General features: G+C 67.4%; 11 protein-coding genes. 7 read left to right on the forward strand and 4 right to left on the reverse strand.

From position 1 onward, the window contains the following. Positions 1-104 precede the first annotated feature (104 nt). The 7 genes from C8K14_RS01240 to C8K14_RS01270 all read left to right on the forward strand — a co-directional run bounded on the left by C8K14_RS01240 (position 105) and on the right by C8K14_RS01270 (position 8559). Positions 105-1214, forward strand: a complete 1110-nt coding sequence (locus C8K14_RS01240; protein WP_022675175.1) for an NAD(P)-dependent alcohol dehydrogenase — start codon at positions 105-107, stop codon at positions 1212-1214. Between the two features lie 41 nt (positions 1215-1255). Beyond that, positions 1256-2671, forward strand: coding sequence for an aldehyde dehydrogenase family protein (locus C8K14_RS01245; protein ID WP_107715365.1), 1416 nt, complete (start codon positions 1256-1258; stop codon positions 2669-2671). 313 nt (positions 2672-2984) lie between these two features. Next, positions 2985-4310, forward strand: a complete 1326-nt coding sequence (locus C8K14_RS01250) for an arylsulfotransferase family protein (protein WP_022675177.1) — start codon at positions 2985-2987, stop codon at positions 4308-4310. Then, entirely contained in the window at positions 4301-4552 is a 252-nt protein-coding gene (locus C8K14_RS01255) for a hypothetical protein (RefSeq protein ID WP_199223629.1), read from the forward strand. Before C8K14_RS01250 ends, C8K14_RS01255 begins: the two co-directional genes overlap by 10 nt. Next, a complete protein-coding gene (locus C8K14_RS01260) occupies positions 4549-4968 on the forward strand; it encodes a hypothetical protein (protein WP_107715366.1) in 420 nt (139 codons plus the stop codon). The genes C8K14_RS01255 and C8K14_RS01260 overlap by 4 nt, the downstream gene beginning before the upstream one ends. After that, positions 4913-5992, forward strand: a complete 1080-nt coding sequence (locus tag C8K14_RS01265) for a sulfotransferase (protein ID WP_107715367.1) — start codon at positions 4913-4915, stop codon at positions 5990-5992. Before C8K14_RS01260 ends, C8K14_RS01265 begins: the two co-directional genes overlap by 56 nt. Positions 5993-6111: 119 nt before the next feature. Next, positions 6112-8559, forward strand: a complete 2448-nt coding sequence (locus tag C8K14_RS01270) for an MHYT domain-containing protein (protein WP_158271845.1) — start codon at positions 6112-6114, stop codon at positions 8557-8559. An 8-nt stretch (positions 8560-8567) separates the two neighbouring features. Here the strand turns inward: C8K14_RS01270 and C8K14_RS01275 are convergent, their stop codons facing one another. From C8K14_RS01275 to C8K14_RS01290, 4 genes are all read right to left on the reverse strand, one after another. Further along, positions 8568-9395: a shikimate dehydrogenase gene (locus C8K14_RS01275; RefSeq protein WP_107715369.1), complete on the reverse strand. Its 828-nt coding sequence runs from the start codon at positions 9393-9395 to the stop codon at positions 8568-8570. A 70-nt stretch (positions 9396-9465) separates the two neighbouring features. Next, complete coding sequence (locus C8K14_RS01280; protein ID WP_233250839.1) at positions 9466-12426, reverse strand: TonB-dependent receptor domain-containing protein; 2961 nt, start codon at positions 12424-12426, stop codon at positions 9466-9468. 76 nt (positions 12427-12502) lie between these two features. After that, a complete protein-coding gene (locus tag C8K14_RS01285; RefSeq protein WP_107715371.1) occupies positions 12503-13741 on the reverse strand; it encodes an MFS transporter in 1239 nt (412 codons plus the stop codon). Between the two features lie 77 nt (positions 13742-13818). Then, positions 13819-14553 (reverse strand): TetR/AcrR family transcriptional regulator, encoded by a 735-nt coding sequence (locus tag C8K14_RS01290; RefSeq protein WP_233250840.1) that lies wholly within the window; start codon positions 14551-14553, stop codon positions 13819-13821. Positions 14554-14682: the final 129 nt, after the last annotated feature.

The following is a 14682-nucleotide window of genomic DNA, read 5'->3' on the forward strand; positions in this document are numbered from 1 at the left end:
CGATCCACCCACTGGCGCCGGGCCGCTTCCTCCACGAAAATCCCCCGGTCCGGCGCTTCTTTTTGTACCCCGTGATTGCCGTTTCACTGCAAGGATACGCCCCCATGCCCACTGCTGCCCATGCCGCTGTTTTCCGCCAGCCCGGCGCGCCGCCTGTGATCGAGCCGGTCGTGCTCGATGATCCGCGCGAAGACGAGGTGGTGGTGCGCCTGGTGGGCGTGGGGGTGTGCCACACCGACATGGTGCTGCGCGATGGGCACCTGCCGCTGCCGTTTCCGGTGGTGCTGGGGCACGAAGGGTCTGGCGTGGTCGAGCAGGTCGGTACGGCGGTGACCGGGTTGGCACCGGGCGATCATGTCGTGCTCAGCTTTGATTCGTGTGGCCACTGCCCCTCGTGCGATGATCATGCCCCGGCCTATTGCCACGACTGGTTTGCCTATAACTTTGGCGGCAGCCGCAGCGATGGCACCACGGCGCTGGCAACGCCCGAAGGCGCGGTGATCCACAGCCACGTGTTCGGGCAATCGTCGTTTGCCACCCATGCCATCGTGCATGCGCGCAATGCGGTAAAGGTCGATGCAGATCTGCCGCTCGATCTGCTTGGCCCGCTGGGCTGCGGCATCCAGACCGGGGCTGGCGCCGTGCTCAATGAATTGCGCCCGCGCCCCGGCGCCAGCGTAGCGGTGATCGGCACCGGCGCGGTCGGGCTTTCCGCGATCATGGCCTGCGGCATTGCCGGGGCGGGCGTGGTCGCGGCGGTGGATATCAACCCCGCGCGCATTGCCCTGGCGCAGGAACTGGGCGCCACCCATGGCTTTGACGCGCGCGCCGGCAGCCTGGCCGATCATGCCCGCAGCGCTGGCCTGGCGCAGGGGTTTGACTGCGTGATCGACACCACCGGCCGGCCCGACGTGGTCAACGCCGCGATGGCAGCGCTGGCCCCGCGCGGGCAGATGGCGCTGGTGGGCGCCTATGGCCCGGGTGACATCGCCGCCGATGCGACTTTCCTGATGAGCGGCGGGCGTGTGATCCGCGGGGTGGTGGAAGGCGGCGCCGATCCGCAGACGTTCATCCCCGAACTGCTGGCCCATTATCGCGCCGGGCGCTTTCCGTTCGATCGCCTGGTGCGCTTCTTCGCGTTTGCCGACATTGCCGATGCCATCGCCCAGGGCGAGGCCGGCCATGTGGTCAAGCCCATCTTGCGCATTCCCTGAGCGCGTCCCACTATAGCCTCAACGGCAAAGGAAATCCCCCTATGGACAAGCAATTCAGCCTGTTGATCGATGGCCAGCTGGTGCCCGGCGCGGCCACGTTCGACGTAATCAACCCCGCGACGGAAACCGTGCTGGCCCAGGCGCCACGGGCTGACATGGCCCAGCTCGATGCTGCGGTCGCCGCTGCCAAGCGCGCGTTTCCCGCCTGGGCGGCGCGCAGCCAGGATGATCGCGCCGCGCTGATCGACCAGCTGGCCGAGGCGGTGCACGCCCGGTTGGAGGATTTCGCGCAGCTCTTGACTGCCGAGCAGGGCAAGCCGCTGGACCAGGCGCGTGGCGAGATGATGGCCACCTATTTCGTGCTCAAGGCCTTTGCCGGCATGCGCGTGACCGACAAGGTGCTGCGCGAGGATGGCGGCAACACGGTGATCGAGCATCGCACCCCGCTGGGCGTGTGTGCCGCGATCACGCCGTGGAATTTCCCGGTGGTGCTGCTGGCCAACAAGCTGGGCCCGTGCCTGCTCACTGGCAATACCATGGTGGCCAAGCCTGCGCCCACCACCCCGCTTACCACGCTGCTGCTGGGCGAGGTGATCGCGCAGATCCTGCCGCCGGGCGTGGTCAACGTGATTGCCGATGTCAACGATCTGGGCGGCGCGCTGTCCACCCATGCCGACGTGGCCAAGGTGGCCTTCACCGGATCGACCGCGACCGGCAAGAAGGTCATGGCCTCGGCCGCAAGCGGGGTGAAGCGCGTGACGTTGGAACTGGGCGGCAACGATGCCGCGATCGTGCTGGATGACATGCCGGCCAAGCTGGCCGCCGAAAAGGTCTATCAGGGCGCCATGGTCAATGCCGGGCAGGTCTGCGTGGCGATCAAGCGCGCCTATGTGCACGAAACCGTCTATGACGAATTCCTGGAAGAGATCACCCGCCTGGCGCAGGACGCCGTGGTGGACGAAGGCACCCGCCAGGGCGTGACGATCGGCCCGGTGCAGAACAAGATGCAGTTCGACAAGGTTTCCGCCCTGCTGGCCGATGCGCGCGAACGCGGCACCGTGCTGGCCGGCGGCGCGCCGCTCGATCGGCCGGGCTATTTTATCGCGCCGACCATCGTCGCCGATCTCGATGACGATGCGCCGCTGGTGCGCGAAGAACAGTTCGGCCCCGTGTTGCCGGTGCTCAAGTTCTCTGACGTGGACGATGTGATCGCCCGCGCCAACGACAGCGATTACGGCCTGGGTGGCACCGTCTGGGGCAAGGACGTGGCCCGCGCGATGGACGTGGCGCGGCGGATCGATACCGGCACGGTGTGGGTCAACCAGCACCTGGCGATCGACCCCGCCATCCCGTTCCGCGGTGTCAAGCAATCGGGGCTGGGCGGTGAACTGGGCGAGGCCGGCCTGCTCGAATATACCCAGGCGCACATCATCAACGCGGTCAGCCTGCCGGCCTGACGCCGGACGGCAATTTTGTAACAAGTTGTATGGCCATGCCGCAGTCCCACGGGCTGCAGCATGGCCTTTCTTCTGCGGCATTGCCTTGATACAAAATACTATTTCATCCCTATTGGATGTGCCCGTCGCTGTTGATGTTTCACTGTGTCAGTAAAGATTGCAGGCCTGTAGCCCGGCGAAATTGCGGTGATACAACTGCGCGCTAGATGCCGTGGCCATGAACCGCCCGGCGTTGCCCCAAATACCTGCACTGCCTGTTGATCCTGTTGCCCCATCACCGCGCGCCCCGGCGCCATCGCGGTGGGAGCGCCTGATGAGCCGCCCGGTGCCGTTGTGGGCATTGGGGTTGACCCTGGCGCTGGGCGCGCTGGTGCTGCTGGGCTTCGGGTTCGTGCTGCTGGCGCCGCGCCGCCATGGCGCGCTGGGCGAACTGGCGGTACAGGTGGCCAGCATTCCCGATACCGTCGGGCGCGCCGCGGGCGCCTTGCTGCCCTATCACCCCACGATCGGCCAACCTTACGAGCCGCTGCCCGGCGGCCTGTGGCGCCGGCCCGGCTTTGTCGATCCCGGCTATATCCTGCTGACCGTGTTCGATACCGCGCGGCGGCGCTGGGTGGTGCAGCTGTTGCGGCTGCGCGATGGCCAGGTGGTGCGCACCTATGCCCCGGACATCGCCGCGATCCTGGCGCATTCCACGTTCCGCTCGGCGCTGATCGATCTGGCGCGGGACAAGACCAACCAGCGCTTCATGGCGATGCATCCGATGCTGATGCCCGATGGCGGGCTGATCGTGCACGATACATCGCCCCTGGTGCGGATCGATGCCTGCGGCCGGCCGGAATGGATGATCGACGGCATCTTCCACCACTCGCTGGAACGTGCGCCAGATGGCACGCTGTGGGCATCCTATCGCCTGCCGCGCACCACGCGCCCCGGCCTTGGCCCGCAATTTGCCGACGAAGGTCTGATGCACCTGACCGCTGCGGGCAAGGTGCTCGGCCGCACTGCCGTGATCGACCTGCTCGATGCCAACAATATGGGCCAGCTCTGGCGCGGCCGCCCCTATTCGGATGATCCCATCCACCTCAACGATATTCAGCCGGTGCCGGGCGATGGCCCCTATTGGCGATCGGGCGATCTGCTGATCAGCCTGCGCAACCTGTCGCTGTTGCTGCTCTATCGCCCATCCACCGGCAAGGTGGTGTGGAGCCGCGGCCTGCCCTGGCGGTTTCAGCACGATGTCAGCGTGCTCGATGATCACCGCATCTCGGTGTTCGACAACCACTGGCGCTTTGCCTGGGACCAGCCCGAACAGGCCGAACCCGACGGCACCAACCGCATGCTGGTCTATGATTTCGCCACCGACCAGGTGAGCGAACCGCTGGCCCGCGCCTTTCGCGATTTGAACATCCACACCCGCGCGCAGGGCCGTGCCACGCCGCTGCCCGGTGGCGATACCATGGTGGAAGAGACCGAACTGGGCCGCGTCGTGCGCCTGGCCGCCGATGGCACCGTGCGCTGGAACTTCATCAGCGCCGACGCTGACCGCAACCGGTTCGAGCTGCGCTGGACCCGTTACATCGATCCCGTCGCCGACAAGATCGGCATCCAAGCTGCGGAGAATGCCCGATGCGAATGACCGTTCTGCCGATCGCCCCCGCGTCGCGCCTGCTGTTGCCGGCGATCCTGTTGCTGGCCGCCACCGCCGTTCCCGCGCAGGCCTATGTCGGCCCTGGCCTGGGCCTGGGCGCGGCCTCTACCGCGCTGGGCGTGGTCGGGGCGATCCTGCTCGGGCTGCTGGCCTTCGTGTGGTATCCGGTCAAGCGGCTGATCCGCCTGGCGCGCAAGGCCGCGCGCGGTGGTGGAGCTGGCCGGCGGTGATCGCCGCCGCGCTGGTTCTGGCCGGCGCGCTGCTGGCCACGCTGCACCTGGTGCGGCGCTGGGGCGTGCTGCGCCGCTTTGCCGCGCTGGGCCTTGCGGGCCGGCGTGCGCTGCGTGTCCTCGCGCGGCGCCGCGCTTCTGACTGCTGGAAGGAACGCGCCGCGCGGCTGCTGGCCATCCACCTGATGGGCCGTTCGCTCGTGGCCGGGGGCGCACTGGCCCTGGCCGCCCTGCCGCTGGCACTGGCGCTGAGCCTGGGGCCGCAGCTGGGCGTGCCGACCACTGCGGCCTTGCTTGATCCGCTGGTGCGCCTGGCCATTCTTGTTGCGGGGATATGTTTTGCCTTCGTCCGATTTGCCCTTGCCCGCAGCCGCGCCGGTGCCGCCGGCCGGCGCGCCCGCCTATCGCCGGCTTGACCGGCTGCTGCATCGGCTGGCCCTGGGCAGCCGAGCCGCGCTGGACCTGAGCTTTGACCTCGAACGCGCGCGGTTCGGGCGTGCGGCCGGCTCACTAACACTGCGCCCCCCGGTCTTCGTGGCGGGCCTCGCGCGGGCGGGCACCACCGTGCTGATGCAGCGGCTGGAGGCGGCCGATCACTTCGCCAGCCTGCGCTATGCCGACATGCCGTTTCCCCTGGCGCCCAACACCTGGGCCGGGCTGGTGGCACGCCATCGGCGCCGGCTGGCGCGCACGCCGCGCGGCCATGGCGATGGGCTGGAACACGATCTCGATACGGCAGAGGCGATCGAGGAGGTGTTCTGGCGCCTGCACTGCGGGCCCGATTACCACACCGATCGCGGGCTGTGCGCGCACCAGCCCGATGCCGCCACGCTCGCTGCATTCGGGCAGATGATGGCGCTGGTCTGCCTCGCACGCGGGCAGGGGCGCTACCTGTCCAAGAACAACGCCAATGTGCTGCGCGTGGGCGCGCTGGCCCCGCTGCCCGGCGCGGTGCTGGTCCATCCGTTTCGTGATCCGCTGCAACAGGCCGCCAGCCTGCTGGCCCAGCACCGCCGCGCCTGCGCCCTGGCGGCGGGCGACCGCTTTCGCGCCGATTACATGCGCTGGCTGGGCCATCACGAATTCGGCGTGCACCAGCGCCCGTTCTGCCTGCCCACCGGTGCGCCGGTTGCGGGCGATCCCGATACGCTGGTATTCTGGCTGCGCACCTGGTGCGGGGTCTATCGCCATCTGCTGGAACAGCCGGCCACGGTGGCGGCGCGCCAATGCTTTGTCGATTACGATCGCCTGGCGCAGGGCCACGACGCGCCGCGCGCCGCCCTGGCGCGGCGGTTGGGGCTGGCGCGCGGCATCGCGGCGCAAGGCCTGCGTTTGCCGCCACCCCATGCCCTGGCGCAAGGGCCTGTGCCCTTGGCTGATCGCAACGAGGCCGAGGCGATCCATGCCCGGCTCAAGGCGCGCGCAACCACGCGGGATTGATTGCGGGCACCAAAGCCCGGCCCGTGCGTTGCGCACCCCGATCCGCCACCGCGGCATGTCCCTTTATGGCCACCATGATGGGATTGCCGGGGTCGCGGTTCTGTGGGAGCAGGGGGGCCATGAACACGACCGGAACGCACGAGGCCAATCTGGTCATTCTCTCGATTCTGATCGCGGTGTTCGCCTCGTTCACCGCGTTGAGCCTGGCGGGCCGGGTGCGCGTGGGCCAGGGTTGGGCGCGCCGGGTGTGGCTGGCGGCGGCCTCGATTGCGCTGGGTGGCGGCATCTGGTCGATGCATTTCGTGGCCATGCTGGCGTTTCGCGTGCCGGGCATGGCAATGGGCTATGACCTGGGGCTGACGCTGCTGTCGCTGGCCATCGCCATCGGCTTTACCGGCGCGGGCTTTGCCGCGCTGGGCCGCACCGGCCTGTCATCGCGGCGCATCGCCTCGGCCGGGCTGTTGATGGGTCTGGGCGTGGTGGCGATGCATTACGTGGGCATGGCGGCGATGCGCATGCCCGGCACCATGCATTATGACCGGCTGTGGGTGGGCATTTCGGTGCTGATCGCGATCGGTGCGGCCACGGCGGCGCTGTGGTTTGCCGCTCGGGACCAGGCACTGGGGATGCGTCTGGGCGCGGCGGGGCTGATGGGCCTGGCGATTGCCGGAATGCACTATGCCGGCATGCATGCTGCTGTGATCACCATGGACAGCGCGGCGCACGCGCACATGGCCACCAGCGGCATCGGCCAGACGTTTCTGGCCGTGCTGATCGCCACGATCACGCTGCTGATTCTGGCCATCGCGCTGGGCGCAGCCTGGCTGGAGCGGGTGTTTCACAAGATCGCCCGGCGCGAGGCGCGCATTGCGCTGCGGCTCAAGATCGCCGATGTCTTGCGCGATTACGATACCACCGCCGCGCTGGACGAGATTGCCGCGCTGATGGGCGAGCATTTCGGGGTGAGCCGCACCGGCTTTGGCCAACTGCTGGCCGAAGAGGACGTGTTCGATTACGATATCTGCTGGACCGATGGCACGGCCCCGCCGCTGCTGGGGCGCATGCCGGCGGCCGATTTCGGCGCCCGCATCGTGGCCGCGCTCAACCGGGGAGAGACGGTGGTGGTGGGCGATCTGTTCGCCGCCGATCCGCGGGTCGACGCGCGCAGCCTGGAAACCGCGCGCACGGTCGATACCCGCGCCATCCTGGTCGTGCCATTCCTGCGCGAAGGGCGGCTGCGCACGATCGTATATCTCAACAGCCGGACGACGCGCGATTGGCATCCCGACGACGTTGCCTTCATGGAGGAGATCGCCGAGCGCACCCGCCTGGTGAGCGAGCGGGCGGCGATCGCCGAACAGCTGCGCGAGTTGAACGCCACGCTGGAGGCCCGCGTGGAAGCGCGCACCAGCGAATTGCGCGCCGCGCAGGAAGCCCTGGTGCAAAGCCAGAAGATGGAGGCGATGGGCCAGCTCGTTGCCGGCCTCTCGCACGATTTCAATAACGTGCTGGGCGCGATCCTGGCGTCGTTCGATCTCATTGCTCGGCGCAGCGGCGATGCCGCGCGGGTGGAGCGTCTGGCCGGCGAAGGGCGCCAGGCAGCGCAGCGCGCGGCCAACCTGATCGCGCAGCTGCTGGCCTTTTCCCGCACGCAGCGGCTGGCCACCCAGGCGCTCGATCCGGCGCTGGTGATCGAGCGCCTGCGCCCGATGCTGATGCGCACGCTGGGCCCGCTGATCACCCTGGATTGCCATCTGGCCGATCCGGCTGGCGAGGGCTGGGCGGTGCTGGCCGATCCCACGCAGCTGGAAATGGCGGTGCTCAACCTGGCGGTTAACGGCCGCGATGCCATGCCCGCCGGTGGCGCGCTGACCATCGCGCTGCATCCCTATCTGGCGCAGGGCGCGGCCGATCTTGCTGATGGTCGCTATGTCATGGTCGAAGTGGCCGATACCGGCGCGGGGATGGATGAGGAAACCCTGCGCCGCGCGATGGAGCCGTTCTTTACCACCAAGCCGGTGGGCAAGGGCACCGGGCTGGGCCTGGCACAGATCTATGGCAGCATGCGCCAGATTGGCGGCGCGGTGCGGATCGACAGCGCGCCGGGCCAGGGTACCACCGTGCGCCTGTTCCTGCCGCGCACCGCCAGCGCCGCACAGGATGACGATACGCCGGCCGCGCCCGCCGGCGCCGGCACCAGCCTGGCGCGGGTCTTGCTGGTGGACGATGATCCCGATCTGCGCCGTGCGCTGGTGGCGGCGCTCGCCGATCACGGCCATGTGGTTGACGTGGCGGCCGATGGTCCTGCGGCCCTGGCCCTGCTGGAACGCGCGCAACAGGCGGGCGAGGCGCTGCCCGAAGTGGCCGCGATCGATTTCGCCATGCCGGGAATGACCGGCGCAGAACTGGCGGCCAAGCTCGCCCGCCACCACCCCGCCCTGCGCGTGGTGTTCATGAGCGGCTTTGCCGATCTTGCCGCGATCGAGGCCGTCGCCGGCCCGGATGCGCAAGTGCTGCGCAAGCCGTTCGCCACCGAGCAGCTGATGAGCGCGGTGGCCCGCGCCTAGGCTGCTGATCAGGCCAAACTGCGCTTCATCCGTTCGGCATCGGGCGTGTGGCCGGTGATGATGCCAAGCGCCAGCGCGGCCTGGCCCACGACCATGCCGATGCCGTTAATGGCGCGGCAGCCCTTGCTTCGTGCGACCCGAAGCAGCTCGGTTTCCAGCGGGAAATAGATGATGTCGGCCAGCCAGTGGTGCGCGGCGATGGCATCGGCGGGGATGGGCGTGCCGGGCTTGGCCGCCATGCCGATCGGCGTTGCGTTGACAATGCCATCGGCCGGCGCGGTATCGAGATCGGCCAGCGGCGTGACCAGCACGCGGGCGCTGGGATAGCGTGCCGCCAAGTCAGTGGCGAGAGCGCCGGCGCGTGCGGCATCGGGATCGACCAGTTCCAGCCGCGCCACGCCAAGCGAAAGCAGCGCGTTGGCCACCGCCGAACCGGCGCCGCCCGCGCCCAGCTGGATGACATGGCCGAGTGCCGCGCCGGGCAGCCCGGCCAGCAGGCTGTCGCGAAAGCCGGGCATATCGGTGTTGTGCCCGATGAGCCGGCCATCGCGGATCGCCACGGTGTTGACTGCGCCGGCCGCCTGGGCACTGGGCGCGAGTTCATCCATCAGCGGCATGATCGCCTGCTTGAACGGATAGGTCACGTTGAAGCCGGCAAAGCCCTGGCGCTTGAGGCTGTCGACCACGCCGGCAAGGTCGGCATCGGTCAGGCCACGCTGGGTGAAATCGAACAGTTCATATGTCAGCTCCAGCCCCAGGGCGCGGGCCTCTTCCTCGTGCAGGCGTGGAGAGCTGGATGCCAGGATGGCGCGACCAAGAAGCCCGGAGCGGATCATCAAAACCTGTGTCTTTGCAAAAAGGCTCCGGCGCTGCACCACCAGGGATGCAGCGCCGGGGCAGGGTGGATCAGAAGCTAACCCGCGCGCCGATATAGAACGAGCGGCCGATGGGGTCATAGAGCGCCACGTCGGTGCCGTTCTGCGAACTGGCGACGTAGGGCAGCTTGGCGTTGAGCAGGTTGTTGATGCCGGCGCGCAGCTCGAACATCTTGCCGACCTTCACATTCCCGAACAGGTCGTAGAGGTTGTAGGCGGCAATGCCCACCTGCGTGTTGTTGGGCGTGAGCACCGAACTGACATCCTGCATCGCGCTCTGGAAGCGCCAGCGCAGGCCGATGCCCATGTTGTCAGAGCGATAGCCCAGCGTGGTCAGCGCCTTCCACCGCGGCGTGGCGCGCGGCGGGACGGAGCTGGGGTTGGCTGCGCCATTGCTGATGTTGGTATAGTTCATTTCCGCAGCGCCGGGCAGCAGCTGCACCTTGTAGGCATGGAGCCAGCCCACCGTGGTGGTGGTATAGATCTTGCCGGTGCGGCCCAGGAACGGCGCCGGGGTTGCCCAGTTGACTTGCGCTTCCACGCCGTCGGTCTTGAGCGAGCCCAGGTTGAGATAGGGTGTGGCGACATTGACCAGCTGCCCGTTGCTGTCACGCTGGATCAGCGCGCAATAGGGGTTGCTGGCGGCATAGCCCGGATTGCTGCCATCGAGGTTGTAGCACTTGGACAGCACGGTGAGGCCGGGCACGGTGGAAATCACGTTCTTGATCGAGATGTTGTAGTAATCGACCGAGAACGAGAAATCGCCGAACAGACCGCCGCCGCGCGGGGCGTTGAATACCACGCCGGCGTTGAACGTATCGGCATGTTCGGGGCGCAGGCCGATGTTGCCCGACACCAGCTGCCCGGTGGCGGTGGTGGGGAACGAATAGCTACCGATCGCCGCCTGCGGTACGCCCTGCGCCACGCAGAGCGCGGCCACCTGGGCGCCATTGGCACCGGTGCGCGCCGTGGAGCGATAGTCGCACGGATCGCCGAGCGAGCCGGGCGGGGTGCCGATCACCAGCTGCGTGCCCTGCTGCGGCGAGAACAGCTCGCCGATATTGGGCGCACGCACCGCGCGCTGATAGCCGCCGCGCAGCATGATCGTGTCGGTCGGGCGCCAGCGCATATCGGCTTCATAGCTGGTCACCGTGCCGCTGACCGAATAGTTCGATACGCGCGCGGCCGCGCCGATGCCCAGTTCGCGGATGAACGGCTTGTCGGCCACCAGAGGAATGTCGATCTGCCCGGCCAGTTCCTTGACCGAGATACGGCCCGAGGCCGGCTGCGAGGCGGTCACCGCTTCCAGGTTCTGCGCCTGCAGGTCGCTGTCGGGGCGATAGTTGTAGGTGTTCTTGCGATAGCCGGCGACCAGCGCGATCTGCGCCGGGCCTGCGCCCAGATCGAACAGCTTGCCGTTGATCTGGCCCTGGAACTGGGTCTGCCCCAGGCGCTCGGCGCTGAATGCGTCCTTGGTCATATAGGCGGCACAGGCAGCCGAGACCGAGCGCATGTTAGCATCGCCAAACGGATTGAAGCCGCCCTGGCACAGCGAGTTGCCGCCATCGGCCGCGCTCAGCAGGTTCTGCACGCGGCTCTTGACCACGGCATTGTGCATCGTCTGGTTGTGGACCGACTGATCGTACGAGGCATAGACATCGAAGGTCCAGCCCGGGGCAATATTGCCCTTCAGCCCCGCCATGTATTGCTGGACGGTATAGTCTTCATCCCAGCTCTTGTACGGCAGGCCGACATAGCGCCCGTTCCACAGGAAATTGGCCGTGGGATTGGGCCGCGAGGCCAGCACCGTGCGCAAGTCTTGCGGAATGAACGGGTTGGTGACCGGAATGGTGGTCAGCTGGCCAAACTGCGTCAGCGTGTTGCCGCTGGCAGTGTGGACGTTGAGATCGACGAACAGGAACTGGCCATAAAGGGTCAGGTTGGGCGTCAGGTCATAGTCCGCCTTGATGAAGGCGGTCTTGCGCTTGAGGCCGTTCATGAAATCGACCTGCTGGCCCACCGGCATGCGCACGTTGCCGCCGACCAGGGCATAGCCGCCGCTGTTGGTCTGGCCCTTGTAGTTGACCGCGCCGGTCTGCACGAACAGCGAGCCGTCGTTGTTGAAGCCCAGGTTGAGCAGCGGGTTGATCGTGCTGGTCACGCCATAGCCGGCGAACACCGATTGCACGACGGCAGCATTGGGCGCGTTGGTGGCGTTTGGCACGAACGTGCCGGTGCCGATGTAGGACGAGGGCGTCTTGTCGGAAAAGAAGCTGCGCGCCTTGCCGTTGATCGGGTCCTGGTCGGTATAGCTGAACGCGGCGATGACATGGCCGCGATCCTGGGCAAAGCTGCTGCCGAACGCGATCGAGCCCGAGAACTTGTAGGCGTCGCCCTTTTCGCTCAGGCTGTTCTGGACGTCGGCCTTGACCCCGTCAAAGCTGCGCAGGGTCTTGAAATTGACCACGCCCGACATGGCATCCGAACCATAGACGGCCGATGCGCCGCCGGTGATCACGTCAACCCCGCCGATGATCGATTCCGGGATGATGTTGGTATCGACCGTGCCCGAGATATCCGAGAGCGGCAGGCGCTTGCCATCGAGCAGCACGAGGTTGCGGTTGGGGCCAAGGCCATGCAGGTTGACCGAGGCGCGCCCGCCGGTGCCCTGGCCGCCGGTGCCGGAATTGCCGGCGGGGGTGAAGCCCGGAAACTGGTTGAGCGCATCCTGCAGGTTGACGTTGCCGCTGGCCTTGATCGCTTCGTTGCTGACCGACACGATCGGGCTGACCGCGGTGTTGTTGGGCCGCTGGATCAGCGAGCCGGTCACCACGATTTCCTTGACATCGGGCTGGGCCGCTTCGGCCGCCGGCGCCGTATCGGGCGCAGCATTTGCTTGCGGCGCAGCCTGCGCCAGAGCCGGGGTTGCAAGGGCCACGGCCACGCTCAGCGCAGACGCGGACAGCACGAGACGAGTGCCTTCCAAACGCATGGTCATCCTCCCTGGCGAACGTTTGCCGTTTCGCCTTCCGACGACTCATTTATGTTACGAACTAGTTCCTGTCAAATTATTCCGCAACGCGCCGAGACATCCGGTCAACGGCAAATGCGGCGGCGGCGCAGGCCAGCAGCGGCAGGCAATAGGCGGCAAACAGCAGCGGCAGCGGCGCCTTGGCCGCCATCAGCCAACCGCCCATCATCGGGCCGATCACCGCGCCTGCGCGGCCCAGGCCGATCGCCCAGCCCACGCCCGTGGCGCGCATCCGCGCCGGATAGACCGAGGCGGCGAGCGGCCACACGCCGTTGTAGCCACCCTGCAGCGTGACCCCGATGAGGAAAGCCAGGGCGAGCGTTGCCGCGACCGGCATGGCGAGCGATCCGAACACCAGCATGGCAACGCCAGCGCTGACCAGCATGCCGGGCACCAGGCGCCCCAGTGGCACGCGCACGGCCAGCATGCTCATCCCCGCCGTGCCGACGAATGCCCCGAAATTGTAGAGCGCCCCGGCATAGATGCCGTCGGTTTCGGAAAGGCCGGCCGCGATCGACAGCTTGGTGATCCAGCTGACGATGAAATAGAGCACCATCAGCCCGCAGAACACCGCCGCCCACAGCGTGAGCGTGCGGGCACGGAAGGCGGGAGAGAGCAGGTCACCGATCCGCCCTGCCGGTTCGCGCGCCGGGCCATCGGCCGTCCGCGCTGCACCGCTGCGCGGCAGGATCAGCAGCGCGGCGGGAAACAGCACTACCGTCAACCCGCCCGCCATCAGCAGCAGGCGGTGCCAGCCCCACAGCGGCAGGAGATGCGCGGTCAGCAGCGCGGTAAACACCGCGGCAAAGGGATAGCCCGCCTGGACGATGCCCACCGCCAGGTTGCGCTGCGCGGCCGGCGCGGATTCAGCGGCCAGCGCGGCCATCGCTGCGAGCACCGTGCCGATGCCCATGCCCACCACCACGCGCAAGCTATAGAGCATGGGCACAGAGCCGGCAAAACCGCTGGCAACCATCCCGGCTGACATCAGCCCCAGTGCTGCCAGGATGATGCGGCGGCGACCCAGCCGGTCGGCCAGCGGGGCAATGCCCATGCCGCCGATCGCCATGCCGACCAGGCCGGCGCCAAACAGCAGGCCCATGGTATCGGCACCGATCGCCCAATCGGCCTGGATGCGCGGCGCGATGAACGACAGGATCGTCACGTCGATGCCGTCGGCCATGTTGATGGCAAAGCACAGGGCCACGATGGCCAGGCCCGTGCGGGTCCATTGCGCCGGGCACGTGCCGGCGCTTGCTGTGATGGGTGTGGCCATGCCTGTCTCTCTCCCGCATGCGCGGATGACGGTGCAGGCTGGCGCGGCCGCAGCCTTTGCAGGCCACGGTCAGGCGCTCAATCCTTGCGCGTCACCCAGGCGATTATGATGTCTGCCACCTGGCGTGCCCGGTGGGCCAGCGCGCTATCGCTGGTCATGTCCACGCCGAAATTGTGGGCAAAGGTGAACTGGTTGGAAACGTTGTAGAACGCCAGCGCCGTCATGTTGAAATGCAGATCGACCGGGTCGATCCCGACGCGAAAGCTGCCCTCAGCCTCGCCCCGGCTGATCAGTTGCCGCAGGATATCGATCACGCTGTGGTTGCGGCTGGGCAGTTCGGTGATCTGCTTGAGATGCTGCGCGTGGTGGATGTTTTCGTTCATCACCAGGCGCACCAGTTCGGGATGGCGCGCGTGATAGTGCACGTCATGCTCGATCAGGCGGCGCAGCGCCTGCTCGGCAGTGCCGGTGGTGATATCCACCTGCGCCTCGCTGTCGCGCACGCGGCGATAGGCGCGCTCCAGCACGGCGCGGTAAAGCTCTTCCTTGCCGTCGAAATAGTAGTAGATCTTGCGCTTGGTGGCCTTGCCGGCGATCTCGTCGATCCGCGCGCCGGCCAGCCCTTTTTCCACGAATTCCTGCGTGGCGATGTCCACGATCTGGTTGATCGCGGCCTCGCGCGTTTCGGCGCGGGAGCGGCGGGGCGGCTTTGCGGCGGTGGCGGCAGAAGCCTCGGCAAGCGGGGCGGGGGCGTCGTCTTCCGGCAAGGAACTCTCCTGGGCAATCGCGCGCGCATCGGCCTGGCCCCGCATCGCTGCGGGCACCATCCTGGTTGCGCCGTATGCCCTTCCTTGCCGCACCTGTCCCTCGTTGCAAGGCCCGGCAGGTTCGTTTCCGCTCCCCGGGCCAGTTCAATTTATGTAACGAACTAGTCCCTAACA

This window comes from Novosphingobium sp. GV079 (assembly GCF_003058045.1).
Lineage (GTDB): Bacteria > Pseudomonadota > Alphaproteobacteria > Sphingomonadales > Sphingomonadaceae > Novosphingobium > Novosphingobium capsulatum.